The sequence below is a fragment of the Legionella stuttgartensis genome, assembly GCF_977063405.2.
This window is the reverse complement of the sequence record NZ_CDRUHA020000001.1, coordinates 90,291-109,246: the sequence shown is the minus strand read 5'-3', so window position 1 is coordinate 109,246 and position 18,956 is coordinate 90,291. Positions and strand designations below refer to the sequence as shown.

Below are 18,956 nucleotides of genomic sequence, written 5' to 3'. Positions count from 1 at the left end.
AACAGAAATATCGTTGTTACCAACCCGTAGGAATCAAGAATTACCAAACGATATTATTTTATATCTAAAAAACAAATCTGTTGGTGAAAAGGACCTAATCTACTTCTTATGTAATTACACATACATTTATGTTAAAAATCATATGACTGAAATTCGACTCATGAATTTCAGAAAATAACTTTTTATTACAGGGAGTTACAATGCCTCAACCTAAATACATTACCGTTAATGGTGTTATGAAAAAAAACCCAAAATATGCTTCTGAAGTAAACACAATACCAACCGCTCAAAAACCTCTTAACGCAATCGCGGTAGTCTCATCGCCAGACGAGATATTCGAGGCTTCTGAAATCCAATTGCAATCCGCTAAAATGGTAGTACCGATGGAAGCAACCACTTCAAAAACAATTGAGATGTTGCAGAAAGAAGAGACATTACAAAAATACCAGTCTCCAACCCCTTTAGATGGTGGAGAAATTATCGATAAAATTGGAGAAAAATTTACACAATATGCAACTCCTTTCGGGCTGATCAATCAATTAATAGCGTTAACCAAATATAAATTAGATTTTCTTATTGATGATAGTGGCTCCATGTCCAATCTTACCGACGTGGATGCCTTGGAAGCCTCAGAGCCGGTAAAGTCAGCTATTAGAAAGAGCTTAGGGAGAGCCCCCTACATCGGTGAAAAAATGACTCGTCTGCAAGAAGCCGAAGATCGCTTGCATATTATGATAAGTATTTTGGCATATATTCCCTTTGAGCACATTCAAATACGTTTTTTGAATAGTCGCACCCCATTGATTTTAGAGCGAAAAGGAAAAACTCCAGGACAATTTGAAGAGTACGCCCATAAAGTAATTCGTGAACGATTTGCCAGTCTTGATTTAGGAACAACTCCGGTTGCCGATCCGCTACAAGCAGGATTCGATTATTCAGGAAGCTGGTCACATTATTTATTCAATGACGGGGAACCTGATGAAGGTGGAGAGGCTATCGCACAACAAATTATTAAACGAAAAAATCCTGAAGATCATCCTCTGACTCTAATCAGCTGTACCAATCGAGATGAAGATACTGAATGGATGAAATGGGTGGATGGGAAAGCAAAATTTGTCGCGGAAGTCGATGATCATAAAGATGAATTACGTGAAGTACAAAGAAAACAAGGGGAGGGGTTTCCATACACCCGAGGTATTTGGATACTTTGCCAACTCGTTGCTGCAATCACTCCTGATTTAGATGCTTTAGATGAAAATCTGCCTCTAACAAATTATTCTTTATCTAAGATCTTAGGTCGCCAATTAAACCCCTATGAGTATCAATATTACTTTGAAAGAAATCCAAATGCGGCATTATATGTAAATGAATACTCTCGTTTCTTAGAAGAGGAGGGATTTGCGAGCCAAATCATTTCAAAAACGGAGCAAGAACGACGGGAACAGTGGGCAGGATATGTAAAAGGTGAGCGCCCTAATATCCCGCTGGCTAATATCAGTTCGCAATTAACGCCCATAAGTGCTAAAGCGCATCAAATATTTTTAGAAAAATACTCAGCGAACCAACTTGTTCAAGAGCTCCCTACACAACTGAGTTCGATATCAATTGCACCCCATCAGGCATTTATGCCCTCACCAATGAAAATGGAAGTGTCACAACATTCCTATGAAAGCTCAATGAGTAGCAATTTCAAATAAACGAAAAGTAGTCTTTTAACCTAATATTCGAAATTGTGGGAGATTGATGGTTGGGTCAAGACGACCCAACCTACGTTCTAAATGATAATTACCTTGTATTAATTAAAACAAACATTTACCCATTCATATCCATCCTGATTACATCGAATTGCGGGTTATTATCGGCCTCCTCCTTCTTATTTTTTTGCCCAAACTGACCTGCATTGCTCACACCCAAGTGAACATCAGCTATAAGCTCTTTCTTTGAAGCCGGTTTATTATAATTTCTCTCTTCAATCAGGTTTTTCACGAGCAGATTGGGGTAGAGTGGTATGGTTTGTTTTATACCTTTTGGTGTTAGGTTTCCATGTTCAGCCAAGTATTTTTCAATCTCTGTTTTTTCATAAGTAATTCCGTCTGCCGCAACAACTGGACTTTCAAATGTTTTATTAGTCTCTTTAGAGATTAGGATAGGGGGCGTCTGAGTTAGATCTATTCCAGGCTGTTTATAATAGGCAATTAAATCACTTACTAGTAAGTTCGGAATCAAATCAGCTTGAGTTAAAGCTTGTCGTGTGGAAGGATCCCTATTCAAATCTACTATGGTTGCTTTTTCATAAGTAATTCCTGCAGGAGTAATGACAGGATTGTTCATTTCCTCATAGTAAATAGGATCTTCAAAAGAAGGTAGTATTTCGGCAGGCAACTTACAAAACTCTAATACTAATGGCTTAATAATGTCAGCTTTTCCTTCAGTGATTAAAAGAGCAATAATTTGTTGTTCATTGTTCTTAATTAACTCTTTAAAATAAACCTTGCCCTTCTCTGAAGTGAAAAACTGCATTGGCGCACCCGCTTTTAATAGAGCACTTGCTAACTCTATTTGATTGGCGTTTAGTGCAACTATCAAAATAGAATCATAGATAACTTTATCGGTCTCACACATCCTATGATTTTCTACAATTGCTTTAATACAGCTCCACTCTTTTTTAAGGACCGCCAAATCGAAAGCTGTTTTGCCTTGCTTATTCTTCCGATTTACATGTACACCATATTCCAGAGATAAACGAATTAGCGCCACATTTGGGATTTTCACACCCAGATGCAAAATAGTATTTAATTCATTATCAATAACCGTATTAACAGATACACCCTTTTGTAACAATTTAGAAATTTCGGCAACATCCATGTTTTCAACTGCTTTTTTATAAGCATCCCTAGGATTTAATGGTTCAAAAAACCGTGTCTCGATGTCCATAGGCTTTGTGTCTAATGGATGCATGAAGTCAGCAATTAATTGATAACAATCCCAGTGCTCTAATTCAGCAGCTAATTGAATTGGTGTGAGCTTATTTTTATTTAATGCATTAAGCTCAGGTTTATATTGTAATAATAATGCGGTTAATTCTTTATTATTTAACTTTACTGCTTTATGAATAGCCGTGTTTAATTCTTTATCCACACGAATATTGATAGAGAAGCCTGAATCCAAACACGCTTTCACTTGGAGAAGGTCACCTTTATTAACAGCCTGTATAAAGGTATCTCTTTTAGTTGTTTGTGCTACTGGTCGCGCTATAACATCAATGGGTTCCTTAACAACATGGAACACTTTTAACAAAGCCAAATCACCTGAGGATAATTGCCGAGTATTATCTGCGAAACAAAACTCAGCCATTATGGAAAGGCAATCATCAGCCTCCATAAAACCCGCTAGCCCAATAGCGCTTAAACCTGCTTTATTTTTATAGGTCAAATCAATTTTATATTTTAACAATAAGCGGACCAACTCTTTATTGTTTTGTTGTACCGCATAATGCATTGCCGTATTAAGCTTACTATCAATACGAATATTGGGAGAAACTCCGTTAACATTTAAACAGTATTCTAGAGCACTAAGATCGTTAATCGATAAAGCAGCTAAAAAAGAATCACGAGGAGATTTAGTATACATAGTTTTTAGTATCCACTTTTTAGGTTAATTGAAATAGAATTTTTTTATCGTGCTGGAGCGGGTAGCCCTTCATTATTGATAAGCGGTGGTTCTAAACTATGACCTCTCAACGAGCTTATTTTCTTTGCAAAAAATGAAACTCCATTCGCTGCACTTTTAGAGTCTCGATAGAGCTCATTAAGATACCCTAAATTTCTAATACAATTTGAAAATTGAGTCTGTAGTTTTGGATGAATGAGCCCACTTGTATTAACGCTCTTTAAAATTCCAAAAAGTTCTTCATTCGAAAGTTCTTTCTGAAAATCGCGCAGTGCCAAGAACGCTTTACGGACTCGCATTAAATAAGTGGTGGGTTCACCAGCTTTTCGTGCTTTTTCGATATGTTCGGACAAAAGAGTGTCGAAACTTGTACCAAAGAGCGCGTTTTTTATTGCAGTTTTTGGCACAGATCTCAAGACATCACCTAGTTGCCTTAACTCAACTTCGGTGGGAGGTGCTAATGACATTTCCCCAAAGTCGTACAAGCCCAACTTATCATGTTCATAACGTAATTGATTACCATGTCTATCCGAATCAAAACAGCCACCGCTTAGAATGTTAACCAGTTCCACTGTGATGACTGCTTTAGCAATTGCTTTACGAGTTGCTTTATCCTCTTTGGTCAGGTTGGGTAACTCATTAAACTCTATTCCATAGAAGCGCTCGATGAACCGATACCCTTGACCATTTTTAAGCAGATGAGCCGGTTTCATCGTTAGGGTACGCATTACACCGTCCCCCATCACAGTGACCAACCGGTTATATTTTTGGGAAGCAATTTGATTTTGTTTTTCGCTAAGATCTTTATCCATTTCAACAGTAGATAATGCTTCTGCTTCTTTAATGATGGACAAAACGGTTTCACGCATTGACTCCATTTTTTTGTGTGTACAAGCCTTTATGGTTGCTTCTAAATGAGCAAAACCTTGTTCTGCATCTTTTGCTGCATTCTCACGCTGCATCAATAAAACAACGTGTTGTCCATCCTTAAGTTCAGCTTCTAACGCCAAGTTATAAGAAGCAGAACCTAAAAGAGCGCCAATGCGAGAAATATCACTTTGATCTTCATGCGATACAACCTCACGTATAAGTCGCCATAATTGCCAACGAGGAGGTGGATTAGCTCGTCCTTTCACATGATCCAAATCGCGACGGATATGCTCGGGGGTACGCGGATGACTATGCACTGCTTGAGCAAGTTTGATGTAGGCTGGTCCCATGTGCTCACATAAAAGAGCTAATTTTTTGCCGGCGCTTGGCTTTTCTCCAGAGCGGTTGACTTCGTTAGTTGCAACTAACATTCCCGCTAACAAATGACTCCGAATATATTGATTTGCTGTTTCCAGATAGGCCTTTAATAGAACAAAAGCAAAGGCTTCATCTTCATCTGTTTCAATATTAGGGAATAGTTTTTGTGTAACATATAAAAATGCTTCTTCATACGCTGCATCCATCTCTTTGGCAGTTTTTACAGCATTTGCGGGAATCAGCAAATGATCAATAATGACCGCCCGTTCTTCTAATTTCCTATCCCAAAATTGGCAATAAAGTGTTCTTAGCATCATCGCCACACTACCAGGATGACGTTGTTCGAACTCCTTAATGTCTTTGCCATATCCCAGAGACTCAGCTAAATTGTTTATCTTTTCGTGGCCTAATAAATAGGTGGTGAATTTATCCGTAGTTTCATTGGTAATTGGGGCAGAGATAAAATCAAGATATGCAACGATATCATTTTTGTCTTCACTCAGCAGTTGCGATACGACGGCCAAATTGCTGAGAGTCCTATCTAAAAATTTTTTATTATTAGTAGCTAAGTATTTCTCTGGCTCGAGCAATATTCCCAAGTGTTCTGTTACACCCCATTGCGATTCTATAGTATCCGCCAAACGAGAAAGGATAATGGGAGCATCACGCTGTGCTACATTTTCAAAAAGATGGTTTATTACAGCGATCATTTGTTCTTTATATTGAGAAGACTGATTATCCTTCCCATATTTAGTACCTAGAGTATTTACTAATAACTTAATGGCCTCATTACGTAGTTGAATGTTACTCAGTGGTAAAGTGATGTTATTTTCTACAAAAAGTAATGTTTCTAAAACTTTCATCCTTTCTTCATCATCTGTTATTTCTGAGATTCGTTGTATGATAAGAGCAGCAAAACGTTCTTGTACTTCGGTCGATAAAAAGAGTAGGTGTGCGTCAAGAGTGCGATAAAGAAAGACCAACTCTTCGGGAGTCAAATGACGCGTCTCATTAATATCTTGAGGAATATCTTGTTTAAATTGAGTTAATATTTTTTTCGTATCCGCAGGGTTTCTCAAGGACTTTGTTACTAATTGGATTAGTTTGACGGCTTCTTTGGACAATATACTATAGGGTCCATGTTCTTCAATATGCGCTAAAAAAACCATTTTTTTAAATAAATCGGCATACCATGGTATCGATTTTTCAATTAAAGGCATTAACTGTGTAATACATTCGATAGAGAGTGACTCAAAAGGGAGGCGGAAAATGTGAATTAAATCCTGGGCCGGAATCTCATATATTAATATCGAGCGATCATTAATTATTTTGATTTGCTCATCGGGAGTAAATAAATTAAATTTTGCTCCTTGAAACTCTTGCTTCGTTACAAATGGAACGTAACAGCTTTTATAGCTCAAGCTCGAGTGGATACTCTTGCTATTAGGTTTGATTAAATGTTCTAGATCGCGATTATCTTCTCTTCCTAAGAAGAAACTCTTTACAATGGCTTTTTCTTCAGAAGTACCATTTAGAGCAATATTAGCAAATTCTGCAAGTAAAAACCGAATCGCGATATTATCAGAATTTCTATCATCGCCTGGATGAATTAATACCGCCCAATTCAGATCATAAAACTGCTTGAATTGTTCTTCAAAACTCAGTTCACTAAAGAACATTTCCAATCGAATGTTAAATGTTTGGAGTTGTTCCTCAGATAAAAAGTTTAAAATATTTTCATAAAAATTAGGGTTTGCGTATTTTTTATAGGCTTCCGGTAATTTTAGGTATCTTGAAGACTTTTCAAAATCTGTATATCCATATAATTCCTTGGGTTCAAACAAGGACCATAAACGCTTATCATTATTAATCCCAAAGCTCCATAAAGTGTCAGCAATAACATGGCTGTCATCTTCTTTTGCCCAGTTCAGATGTTTTGACCATGGTACTTCATCTCCCTCTTGGAGCATATTTTTCCGGAAATTACTCCATTTAATATGAGCACCAATAGAGGAACCAAAAAATCGCTCTCTTCCCGTGGGAGCTCTTCTATTGTCTTTCTTAAACTGATATAAATGCGTAAATGCTGAATTGGCTAAATACTCAGAAAGATGATTAGTATGTTTCTCACGAAGAGCCTTTAGTTTCTCTGCGGCCTCTTTAGCTTCTTTGTAATCCTGTGCACTTATAAAAGCTTGGATAGTTTGTTCAATCTCATTAAAAAAACCCAGTGGCCTAACAAAAACATCTCGATTTAAATATCCGTGTTTATTATAGGTTTGATGTACAAGAGCCAGATAAATCAACTCAAATGCTGGGACTTTTAATTCATAAGCCCGATCGATTAACTGGTTCGCTGCCATTAAATGCTCAGGATTTTCAAAATCAATCGGAAGTTTATGCAATAGCTGACAAAAATCTCTTACTTGAATACTTGGTTTGAAAGTCAACTCATAAGGAAGTAACTCGGTGGTTATCAGTTCGTTCAGTTTTGATTTCAGATAATTGAGTACTTCTACTGTTCCTTCGCAGACATTATATACTTCATTAAAGTGAAAGCGTCTTTTAATAGAAGCCACTTCGTCCAATATGAAACCAGGTAAAGACGTTTGCTCTTTGTCATCCCGTTCTTTCTCATCTATGGCCAATAAGGTCATTAAACTTTTTATGCGCGTTGAAAAATCCGCGGGCGGACCTTCCCTGTAATTGAAAATCAAATCAGGTAGTTTGACCTCACTGATGTCATGTTGATTTTGCGCTTCAAAATCAATACTTTTTCGAAGATAACTAATTGCAGCCGGGGCATTATGACATTTCTCGATACTTAACCTATCAAGCTTGTGTTGTTCGCTACTTGGAATAGAATGATAAATTCCTACACCTTCGTGCATGATATAAAGTAGAGCATTTGCCAATGCAAATTCGAGTTCCTCAACGGTGTAAACACCATTTTGCATTTTTTTGAGAAAATCGCTGTGGATTATAATCTTGGGTTCAGAAAATCCTGACAGAGTATCAACGAGATGGGCGCCTCTGGAAGTAATAAAAATTTCAATTGGACCCTTAAAATTATCAGGACGCACTTTGTCCAGCAGTTTATATAAGAATGACTTGGTTGCCTCTAATCCTTCTTTATCGAGCGAGGTCAATTGGTGTTCTTCGATGAGCTGGGGCACACGTTTTTCTTCAGCATTGCTGCCGGTCATACTAAAATAGGTCGCTGCATCATTTAGATTTCTTTTAATATCATAATCAGCTTCTGTAAATTTAATTGACTCCCATTGGGCTCCAGCAGGATACGAAATGAAGTAAGGCTGAGCGTTTAAATCATCCGTAAAGCAGGTTACCTTATTCCAGGGATCAAACAGAATAGCCTTCCATTGACTCATATCATTGAGTGGACTATCAGGATCCCGGTTTATGGCTAGGAAGATATGGTTGTCCGCGGGTTGGCCGTTATCATCAAAATACGACACAGATATTGCTTCAACGGTTATTCCCTCCTTGATAAGAAATTCATCATATAACCTTTTCAAGGCAATTGACGTATGTTCATCACAAAAACCCACATCGATTTCTTCCTTATCAAAGTATTCGGCTTTTGCAAAAATAGCTTTTTTTTCTATTGTTTCACCAATCTTAGGATCAACCATTTTTTTGACAAGCAGAACGTTTTCTCTGCTAAAGTTCCTGGAAAAAGCATCGCGATGCTCACCTAACTCAAGATCTTTTTTAAATCGATAAGCTAACTCTTCATCGTCAATGTTTAGCTTTTCCCCTTGGCTTAAAATTTCGATAAAATGCTCGATATTATTCTGAAGGTAGGCATCAATTTGTTGTTCATCAATAGAACTACCGTATCCTAGAAGTTGATGGGTTCTTGTCAATTTGTCACAAAAAATCTGTGATTTTTTCAGCACAAGATTCTTAAATGTATTATTCTGTTCCGGACTTAACTGTTGTGCTGAAGTTACATTTGCTTCAGTGAGAAAATCACTAAAAAGTAAATTGATTTCATTAAGAATTTGATATTGGATTTTCTTTTGATCGACGAATTTTTGATACAACTCATATTTTTTATCATGCAACTCGAGGTATTCCATTTCATAAATACATGATTCTAATGGCTCTTCATGATTATTTTGGGCCTCTGCAATCTTGGCTTTTATATACGTTTCTATTTCAGTACGATTAATCTGTTCAAATTGCTCAAACCGATTGGTTGCAAGTGGAATTTTTTCATTTATTCTTTTTTGGATTTCAATGCATTTTGCCAACAATGGTTTTAAATCTTCTTTGCTTCTCATGATTACTTTTCACCTTATATTCGAATTCAAATGACACATCTGATATGAGTTTTCATTGGTAATTTGATTTTAAACAGATTGACTATGCTGTCATCTGGTAGGTCAATAAGTCAACAATTCTGAGTGAAATGCGTAGTTCTACGTGGTAGCGAAAAAGAGTGCAAATTGAGAGAAGCGGAGGCCCAAAAATGGCAGCCAAGGAAATGAAGATGATTCTGAATCAGCGAATAAAGATAGGAAAAACAAGTAACTTAAATGTGATGCTTAAGTGTGACCTGGATCGAGTGGTCTATACGGACCACATAAATTTCATTTGTATGAGTGGACATTTCACCATGCAGTGCATATGGAAACCTACGAACCTAGAATGTAACCATAGCGGGTAGGCTTGGGTCGTTTGACCCAACTTTCGGAGTTGGGCCAGATTGTTTGCAGGATCAAAATGATCTGAGACATGGATTCCTTGCCTGCGCGGGAGTGAGCTGGGTGTTAAAAACGGTGACGGTATCTGATATCAAAACGATTCAACCCTACTTGATAAATTATTTGGAGGGACGCGTAAAATATTCTTCTGCAATTTGAATCGCTTCCATTTCGTTACATAAATCAGAATTTCCAGTAAATCCTGCCATCATAAATCGTAACTCTCGAGGCATGTTCTCGTTAAAAAATAATTGTCCACTTCGAGTGCGTTCCGCTTGGGCAAATAAACGCGCATTTTTTCTAATTTCAGCGTGCTGAGCATTTAGCAAGAAGAGTTGACGGGCTTTTTCATTTTCTTCAGGAGGAACTGAGGCATCAAATACTGTTGCGTACTTTGGAAAATTGCGAAACTGTTTCGACAGATATAACTTATTACTTATTAGTTTATTAAAGTGTTCTGAATCCTTAATTACTCGATTAAAAAAAGTATCAGCATGCTGTGGGGTAACCATAGCAATACGTAATAGATTTCCCATAAATCCCACAACTTGCTTAAAGTAATCAGGATCTTCCAGTAGATGATTAATTAACTTATCTGCATAGGGATGTAAATTTCTATGGAAAAGGAAACTACTTAAAGAGTAGGGATTGTCGATGAATTCTTTATATACCTTTGCTTCGTTATTGAAAATAAAATCGATTAATTTATTCGTTGCAGTTGGAGTAAGTGCCGCTACAACTTTGTTTAAAAAGGAGGGGGCTAAAATAATCTGTTTAAAATTTTTTAGATCACTAATAACCACATCAATTAGTTGATCGGCAAATTGAGGAAAGCCTTTTGCAACATGACATAAACTAAGGTGCCCTCTAATTAAACGATTAAATTCTTCTTTGTCTTTAAGTAAACATTCAATCAACTCGTCAGCCTGTGACTCAGGAAGGGTGGAGGCCATTTCTTTTAATTCTGCAGCGCTTTGGATGTCTCTAAGCCGAGCTAATATTTGAGAATGATTTGTAGGACTACTTATTTTATTTTCTTTCATGATTAATCCCTTTTAGTCGGCAAAAGAACAAAAAAGTATCCTGTGATCTCTTATTTTACAATTTACATTTTTTGAAACCATTATTTTCCAAATAAGTAGATTCTCTAAAAAATATCAGTCGGATAAAATAATGGTTATTTGAGTTTTTTAATCCCCCGCCCATCAAGGTGAGCATCATTCGACTACCTATAATTGCTGATGTAGAAATCTAAAACGCGGCTTCGACGATATAGCTACAAATCAGTTTATTATGAAATCGATTATACCCAGGAATATAGATTTTTCTGGAATAAACTATTCGCATAAATAGAGCCATCCATCTCGTGCATTAAATTATCATCAACATTATGCAGCATCACAACATGTACTATATTTATACAAGGTGCTTTGTTTCGGAGAGTGGACATGCAAGATAAATTAGAGGCTCAAGTTTTTGTAGATGCTTTAAGAAGAGGTGAGTTTGCATCTACAGCAGAAGTTCTGGCCAAGAAAATATATGAGAAATATCAGACACCGGAAAGGCCCCTTCTGGCTGACGACTATCTTCCTTTAATGACAAATATATTAGCAGAAACAGACATTTCTATTAACGACCTGCCCATGCTTAAAGTCGGAACACTCTCTACCGGAAGCCTTACGGAAGTTGGGTATTATATGAATGAAATCCTAGTAGCAGCTGCAGTGTTCTTAAGCCATGAAGCATGGTTAAGAGAGCAAGAAGGAAACCAAGACAAATCACCAGAAGAAATTCGCCAAATGGTAAAAGATGAAGTTACTAAAGCATTTGAAAAAAAAGAAGATGGGATTTCTAAAGCCGTGAAAATAACTGAGGGAAAATTGAGTAAACAAATGGCTGCTTTGGATTTGCTTACAAAAGAAGCGTCTCACCCGAAGGCATTTGATTATGCTATTAATCATTTAATAAAAGAAAATAATACTTTAATACGTGAAACGGGAGAACTACTTGTTAAGGAGCTCAATCAAGTAGAAGCTGAAATGGCAGAATTAGATAAAAAGATTGTATCAGCAGAGGCTAAAATAAAAGAATTGGGTAAAGATGCTAAGGAACATAAAGATGACCTCAAAAAAATGGTACAATCTAGAAGGGTATTATTTGATCGTAAAATAGAACTAGAAGAACATCTTTCGAATTTGATGGTTAAACCTCACGATTTTAATGCAAATAAAGCTTTTGAAAAAATGCCTAATGTCAAATCTATTCAAGAATTAAAAGGACGAATCGAATCCTATTTGGAATTTTTAAATGATAACCCTGTTGAAGAGCCAGAGGAAAATCTAAAATTATTAAGATCTTACGAGTCTCGCAAATCTGCTGCAACAATGATGCTTACGGCGATCAAAACGGCCAGTTTAAGGTCACCTGAACAAACACTAGCCATTTTACAAGATAATGCTGAAGCGTTAGCAAAAAACCGTCCTGGTATATGGGAATTAGGTATTATTGCTTGGATAAAAGATTATCTTAGTAAATCGGGGATGATGAAAACAACCGATGAGGCATTGAAGTCAACTAAAGCGGAGATAGAAACACTGGGAACTAATAGCTTTTTTCTAATTAAACAGGAGCTTAACGAAATAAAAAAAGAAAATGAGGTTGTCCCAGAACATAATAATCCGATGTCGCCCCAGGGCGGAGGTGGTTCTTAACCCGACAATTCCTTATAAAAATACCAAATGTAATCTTGTTGGAACGATTTGTTTTGTCGGACCCAAGTCCAAACTAGCGAGCTACAATTTATTTGAACATATACCCTGAAATACTTAAAGATTTTGAAGAATAAAACTGTCGCACAGAGAGAGTAATTTCCTTCCCCATTAAATAATTTCATCCATATACAGATTTATGATAAGATCTAAATTTATACAAAGTGCTTTTTTGATGGGGCTTATGTGCAAGGTAAACTAGAACCTCAAGCTTATATTGATGCTTTAAGAAAGGGTGACTACGTTTTTGCATCAATAGGTTTGGCCAAGAAAATATATGATAAATATCAGTCATTAAGTGAAAAGCCCCTGAGTGCGGATGATGTCACCCCTTTATTGACAAATTTATTTGCAGAAACAGATCTTTCTATTAAAGACCTGCCACTGATTCAACTTGGAATATTATCTATCGGGGCATCTTACGGGCCAGGGGAAGCTACGTATTATATGACGCAAATTATGGCAGCTGCTGCAGCGCTATTTAGCCATGAAGTCTGGTTAAGAGAACAAGAAGGTAATCAAGACAAATCACCACAAGGTATTCGTCATATAGTACAGGATGAAATTACTCAAGCATTTAAAGAAAATGGACTTAAGGCAGCTGAAGGAATAACTGAAGGAAAAATGAGTAAAGAAGTAGATCCAGCTGTTTTGATTGTAAAAGAAACGACTTACAAGAAGGTATTTGCTTATGCTGTTAATCATTTAATAAGTAAAAATAATGCACTTGTCCGCGAAACTGGAAAGCTACTTATTGCTCGTCTCGATGAAGTAGAAGCTCAAATAGTAGAATTAGATAAAAAAGCTGATGCAAGTGAAGGGGACTCCAAAGAAATAGGAACATTAGGAAGAAAAGCCCGGAAGAGTCAAAGAGAAATAGAAGATCATCTTTCATTTTTGATGGTTCAACCGAAAGATTTTAATGCAAACAATGCATTATCCTGGATGCTGGATCAAGGTTATTTACAAGAGGTAAAACAACAAATCGAATCCTATTTGGATTTTTTTAATAAAAATCCTATAGATGACCCAAAAAACAATCAGGGCTTGTTAAAAGCTTATGATGCTCGTAAATATGCTGCAGCAATGATGCTTACGGCTATTAAAACTGCGAGTTTAAGGCCACCTCAAGCAACCTTAGCCATTTTACAAGATAGTGCCAAAATGATTGAAAACAACCGTCCTGGCCCATGGGAATTAGGTATTATTGCTTGGATAATCGATTTGTTCATTAAGAAATCAGAGATGACAAAAATAACCGATAAGACATTACAGTTGACTAAAGCTGAGATAAAAACATTAAGAACTAAAAATTGGTTTTTTCAAAGTAGAAAAGCGCTTAATGAGGTGAACGCAGAAGACAGCGGCCCAGAAGCTGCTGATAAGGATATTCCATATTGTATTTTTGATTAGCTAGCTTAGGTCGGGTCCGTTGACCCGGCATACGCTAGCTATATAAAAATCACTCTAAAAACCAACTAGTCTTCAATATAATTACCTCGACTGGTTTTTAATTAAACTCCAAACTCTTAGTTTCATTAAAATTAGGTTTTTCCTTCACAGTTATTCCCTTTTCCTGGAAAAAATGGTGAGGATTCCATTTTGAAAATTGAATTTTCAGGAAGGACTCTATGCTTGAAAAGAATGCTTCTGGAACATCTGCCTCCATTGAATGATCTGCCTGGGGAAACACTATAAATTGATTGTCTGGGATCTTGCTTGCCATGAATTCGGAATGTTTTTTATCGGTAATCCAGTCTTCTTCGCCCACAAGAATAAGTGTTTTACATGCTATTTCATGCAAGCGATCTTCATAATCAAATGTTCTTAAAAACCCACCAAATCCCTGGTTTAAGGGTTCATGGGCAAAAATATAATCAGGAGCTGGTCGATTTATAGGGAGGCTGTGTCTTTTTTTCCAGGAATACATAGAATCCATAACATCAAAAAACTTATCCAATTCTTCATCACTACTAAAGCTTCCTTCCCATAGTTGTTCACAAGCTTTTTGTTGGTCTAAGTTACCTCTATTTTTGACATTTTGACGTGCTGTCTCCAGGTTTCTAAAGCTTGGAGAACCTGCTGCCAACACCAGATTGGCAACGTGGTTCGGATAGCTCAGGGTATATCCTAATGCGCACATTGCTCCATAAGATTTACCCAATAAAACGATTTTATCCAGATTGAGCTGCTTACGAATTTCCTCAACATCCTGAATATAATTTTGCATGGTATATGATGAAGGTTCGTTTTTATCGCTTAATCCACATCCTCGGGGATCGATGAATACCATATTTCCTGTGGTAGATAGACATTCATAATCTTTGTAATGAGAATGATTTGCACCAGGTCCACCAGGGAGCATAAAAATGTAAGGCCTTTTATCGAGCTTGTTCTCATTTTCACTGACTATTTTGATATGTAATCGGGTTTCCGGTGCGTCGTCTCGCACAGGAATATCAATAAATAAATCCTTACTCCACATGTAATTCTCCTGATTTAGATTATTTTTACAGAGCACTTAGAAACGAGCTGTAATTGCATTCCAAAGCTATATGGTTCAATTTTTAGAAAAATATCATAGAAAAATCAAGAAGTAATCTTAAAATTACCGGTTCGTTTGATTGGGCCAAAGGCCCAATCAAGAATTCAGTGGTATTAAAAAGAGAAAGGATTAACTGCTTATAGTAGGGCTATTTTCTCGCTCTTCAGATTCCTCTGTCTTTTCTGATTCATTAATACTGTTTTGAATGTCTGCAGTCATATTGGTTTCAACTTCTTCTTTTGAAGACTTTGTCAGCTCTTCTTTATGATTAAATAATGACAAGTTAAGGAGAGCACTTTCTTCATTTACAGAGTTCCCCTCTTTAATGATGTTTTGTACAAGAGTACCTATTTCAATGTTGCTATTTAAAATGCTCCATGCTTCAGTATCTATATTGAGTGCTTGAGCTAAAAGAGGGTAGTGGGGAAGAAATTCACGAGTGAGGTAATGGAATGTTGACTTACCGTCACTTGCTGCTTGCTCAATTAATAGAGTTGCTATTGTTTTCAGTAAATCATGATTTTTCGGAGATAATAGTCCTGTTCTCTTAATTGCATAAAGCATAGCAATCAATTGCTCGGAATCAATTAAAGCCCTTAAATCACGAAGGATAAGTGAGAGAAGCTCAAAATACTGTTCTGGTTCTTTAAAAGATGTATGTACTAATGATTCTATAAACTTGTTAAAAGCATCTTTCGATAAACTTCCTTGTGTATAATTTACAAGAAGAGTGGTTAAATGCGCTGGAGCAATATGTTGTGAGATATCAAAATCGGAAATTATTGGTAAAAGCGATTGTTCATGCGTTTTGGCATATTCGGGATTGCTAAGCAGTTCATGGAGCTCAAGAATCGCTTGGGGAAAACCAACTTTTACTGCTTTAAGAACGAGAGCAAGTTCGGATTGTTTTCCTGCTTTTTCTACTTGATAACGATTTTGATACCATGCAACAAGACTTGAATTTTCTTTTGCTGCAAGTTCCAACATTGCAAGTGTCATTTTATTAATGTCTGTATAGTACCAATAAGCTACTGCCGTAAATGCAACGGCGGGAATTTGCATACTTAATTCTTGGAATAAATCAGAAGCTGCTTTATCGTTTGCACGCATCAGCTGAATTAATGCTTCAATGGCTTCTTTTTGTTTCTCACCGGCTTGTTCTAAAATGGAGAGTTTGACTTGCAGTAGCTGCAAATCTTTTTGAGAGTTGGGAGCTTTATCAGGTAATTTCGAAGCAAGTTCTAAATAGTGGTGCGCTTTAGCAAAGTTTCTGGAGTTAGTATAATAGGTGGCCAATAGTATTGCTATATCAACGTTCCACTCAATATATTTTGGGGTATCATTTGAACTCATTAGAGCGCCTAATGTTTCAACTGCCTGAGACATCCCTTGTTTTGACGCTTCTAAAAGATAACTAACACTTTGCTTAAAATGATAACTAATTTCTAGTTTGGCGCCAGGTTTCCCATTAGGACGTATTGCTAGAACTTCCAATGCCATCGCATAATAATATGTTAACTGTCCTAATTCACTTAAGAAAATAGCGTGGTTATTGGAGATAAGCTCTTGAGCTTTCTGTTTGCATGGTCCTTCTTTAAGAAAGAAATAGTGATAAAGTTTTATAAAGTCTTCAGGCTTATTCAAAACAAAACGCCCTAAATTAAATGTTTCGGGCATGTGTTCATTATCATTGGGTTGAATTCCCAGCATCTTAAAGATTTTAAGATATACGTATGCCTGTATGGTGGCTGGCGTTGCAGCGTTACCACTCAATAACAAGAACAGATACATTAATTCAAGGTGGTTTAAAGATTCGGCCTCCTCCTGATTGTTGTTCTCATCGGAGGAAGTTTTGGATTCATCATCAAAAAATAGATGCCCCTGATCATATATGAATTGCATCATTTTTGAGGCCCCTTCAAGATAATGAGTTAGAGCTAACGGATCATTTGGGGTGAAGGGAAACTCATAATAGGTTTCAATGAGTGCACTTAAAAGAACGCTAAAGTTTTCGAATGGACTTATTTTTTTTATATGAGGTATTTCAGAACCAACAGTATTTAAACTTTCAGTAGCCTTGATTAAATTATCCCGGCTTGTTTCAAGATTTTTTTGCATGCTGGTGAGCATAAGATAGAGGGAATTCTTGTCATTTGGCCCTAGCAATTCCAGTTTCTCTTTAATTATATCAATTTGAGTTTGCAACTCTTTTATCACGTCCTTAATCGTATTGTCTTGCTTACTTGCTATATCGCTTATCTTCGTATCTTGTATAAAACTAATAAACTCGGTTCTGTTGGATTCTCGTGTTATCTCGCTGAATCCTGCAAGAATATCCAGATCTGAAACAGATAACCGTTCAAACTCTTTAATTAGTAATCCTAGTTGCATGTTGAAATTTTCAGGATAGTTTTTTAATTCAAACTTTAATTGTTTCGTTAGGAATTCGGTTGAATATTGGCGTAATGTCTTTAGTAGGGTTAAAAAATCAAGAAAATTTAGATGAGCAAAGGGAATCTCAAACCCCAGAGCTTCATTGATGTCTTGTCTTACTTCAGGAGGATAATGAATATTTCCACTTTCACTAAATCCAGGCACATTGAGAATATTTCCTGTGATATTATTCCAATAAGTGGGGCCTGATTCATGGTCAATCCAAATCCATAACCAATTATCATATACCCCAATGACCGTTCCAATTCCTTTAGGGGTAGTTATTCTATCTAAAAAGTAAATTCCAAATTTTTTAGTCGCTTCAGTAGTAATATCAAAGGAATAGTGTTTTCCATATTTAGTAAAAAGCTCAATACTTGAGACCGGTTTAATTGTATTTAATACGTCAATTTTTTTTTGCACATGTCACCTTGAATTAAAAAAATTTTAGAATGATTCATTATTAAACAACAAGTAATGCGAAAAGTGAACATTTATTTTATATAAAGGACATATTGCTCAATGTAATATCGAGGGTTGGAATAAAAAATGATTAGTATGTGCCTAAAAATGGAACTTGCGCCACATTAATGAAATGCGTGCGCTAATTCTTAGCAATGTTTACTGTATTTGGTAATTGAGGGGGGAACTTTACTTGTGTTCAAATGTTACCATCGAATAGGTTTCCGCTGTGTAATATGGCTCTTGGTCCACTTTGTATTCCTTGGCTAACTCTGCTGCCGTTTTATGATCAATGCATTTTATTCCAAGCTCTTTACATAGAAGTACAATTTCGCTTGGCTCAAAAAATGTTTTGAAAGGAGATTTTTTACTGGCAAATTCATCTAAAGTTTTTTCTAAACATTTTTCTTTAGCAGTTGAGTCTAATTGTTGTGCCCCGGTTTGCATTAAAGTATGCATGTAGTCGAAGGTAATAATTAAATGGCTAAACTTACTTGATAAATCACGTAAAATTCTTATTACCTCCTCTTTTTCGAGGTAAAAGGTATTTCCTTCCCATAAAATTAAAGTGGGTTTTGTGAAATCAATATCATTTTTTGTTAATTCAGCGATTAAATCACCCTTAACATAGTCCAAACCTATATAAGTGGCATTTTTATTAATACTTTGTTCGGAATAAATCTGTTCCTTACATTTTAAAATTTGCGGTTGATCAATTTCAAAAAAACGTGCGCCAAATTGTTGCGTATATTTCATTTTACGAACGGGCAGGGTATCAAAGCCGCTCCCTAAAATGACGATTTGCTTAACTTCTTTGTTTTTGACTACATCGGATACGGTGCGTCTAAAAAAACGGGTTCTAGTAGCTAATGGCAACCACATTCTTTTATCTAGTCTTTGTTCTGCTTCTTCTTTAACTTGCTCGTTCACAAAGTTTTGCATGAGCGGATCTTTAAACAAATCGTTCTCTCTTGTGCCTTGCTTTTGGGTTAGTGCCGGCCAATTGTCTTTAGATTTAGCCTCTTTTTTCCAATAATTCGCCAATAGGGAGGTTGTCGCAACATTATTATCTTTCAGAATTTTTTCACGCATAAAAGCACT

General features: G+C 36.4%; 9 protein-coding genes. 3 read left to right on the top strand and 6 right to left on the bottom strand.

What is annotated here, in order from left to right; all coding sequences use genetic code 11:
• Positions 1–200 precede the first annotated feature (200 nt).
• Complete coding sequence (locus ACWTEW_RS00485; protein ID WP_454783357.1) at positions 201–1,697, top strand: hypothetical protein; 1,497 nt, start codon at positions 201–203, stop codon at positions 1,695–1,697.
• 115 nt (positions 1,698–1,812) lie between these two features.
• Here ACWTEW_RS00485 and ACWTEW_RS00480 read toward each other — a convergent pair whose 3' ends face one another.
• The 3 genes from ACWTEW_RS00480 to ACWTEW_RS00470 form a co-directional block, all read right to left on the bottom strand.
• The gene (locus ACWTEW_RS00480) at positions 1,813–3,630 is read right to left on the bottom strand and encodes an ankyrin repeat domain-containing protein (protein ID WP_454783356.1); all 1,818 of its coding nucleotides are present in this window, start codon (positions 3,628–3,630) and stop codon (positions 1,813–1,815) included.
• 44 nt (positions 3,631–3,674) lie between these two features.
• Entirely contained in the window at positions 3,675–9,224 is a 5,550-nt protein-coding gene (locus ACWTEW_RS00475; RefSeq protein WP_454783355.1) for an AarF/UbiB family protein, read from the bottom strand.
• Positions 9,225–9,766: 542 nt separating this feature from the next.
• Positions 9,767–10,690 (bottom strand): hypothetical protein, encoded by a 924-nt coding sequence (locus tag ACWTEW_RS00470; protein ID WP_454783354.1) that lies wholly within the window; start codon positions 10,688–10,690, stop codon positions 9,767–9,769.
• Positions 10,691–11,095: 405 nt separating this feature from the next.
• Here ACWTEW_RS00470 and ACWTEW_RS00465 point away from each other — a divergent pair, with 405 nt between their 5' ends.
• Positions 11,096–12,358, top strand: a complete 1,263-nt coding sequence (locus ACWTEW_RS00465; protein WP_454783353.1) for a hypothetical protein — start codon at positions 11,096–11,098, stop codon at positions 12,356–12,358.
• 243 nt (positions 12,359–12,601) lie between these two features.
• Positions 12,602–13,828, top strand: a complete 1,227-nt coding sequence (locus ACWTEW_RS00460) for a hypothetical protein (protein ID WP_454783352.1) — start codon at positions 12,602–12,604, stop codon at positions 13,826–13,828.
• 97 nt (positions 13,829–13,925) lie between these two features.
• Here the strand turns inward: ACWTEW_RS00460 and ACWTEW_RS00455 are convergent, their stop codons facing one another.
• The 3 genes from ACWTEW_RS00455 to ACWTEW_RS00445 form a co-directional block, all read right to left on the bottom strand.
• On the bottom strand, positions 13,926–14,900 hold the full coding sequence (locus ACWTEW_RS00455) for an alpha/beta fold hydrolase (RefSeq protein ID WP_454783351.1): 975 nt from the start codon (positions 14,898–14,900) through the stop codon (positions 13,926–13,928).
• 189 nt (positions 14,901–15,089) lie between these two features.
• Positions 15,090–17,816, bottom strand: a complete 2,727-nt coding sequence (locus tag ACWTEW_RS00450; protein WP_454783350.1) for a hypothetical protein — start codon at positions 17,814–17,816, stop codon at positions 15,090–15,092.
• 228 nt (positions 17,817–18,044) lie between these two features.
• Positions 18,045–18,947: a class I SAM-dependent methyltransferase gene (locus ACWTEW_RS00445; RefSeq protein ID WP_454783349.1), complete on the bottom strand. Its 903-nt coding sequence runs from the start codon at positions 18,945–18,947 to the stop codon at positions 18,045–18,047.
• Positions 18,948–18,956: the final 9 nt, after the last annotated feature.

Excerpts from the sequence above, each read along its gene's own strand:
- ACWTEW_RS00465 (WP_454783353.1), top strand. The coding sequence starts at position 11,096 with ATGCAAGATAAATTAGAGGCTCAAGTTTTTGTAGATGCTTTAAGAAGA.
- ACWTEW_RS00445 (WP_454783349.1), bottom strand. The coding sequence starts at position 18,947 with ATGCGTGAAAAAATTCTGAAAGATAATAATGTTGCGACAACCTCCCTA.
- ACWTEW_RS00470 (WP_454783354.1), bottom strand. The coding sequence starts at position 10,690 with ATGAAAGAAAATAAAATAAGTAGTCCTACAAATCATTCTCAAATATTA.
- ACWTEW_RS00485 (WP_454783357.1), top strand. The coding sequence starts at position 201 with ATGCCTCAACCTAAATACATTACCGTTAATGGTGTTATGAAAAAAAAC.
- ACWTEW_RS00475 (WP_454783355.1), bottom strand. The coding sequence starts at position 9,224 with ATGAGAAGCAAAGAAGATTTAAAACCATTGTTGGCAAAATGCATTGAA.
- ACWTEW_RS00480 (WP_454783356.1), bottom strand. The coding sequence starts at position 3,630 with ATGTATACTAAATCTCCTCGTGATTCTTTTTTAGCTGCTTTATCGATT.
- ACWTEW_RS00455 (WP_454783351.1), bottom strand. The coding sequence starts at position 14,900 with ATGTGGAGTAAGGATTTATTTATTGATATTCCTGTGCGAGACGACGCA.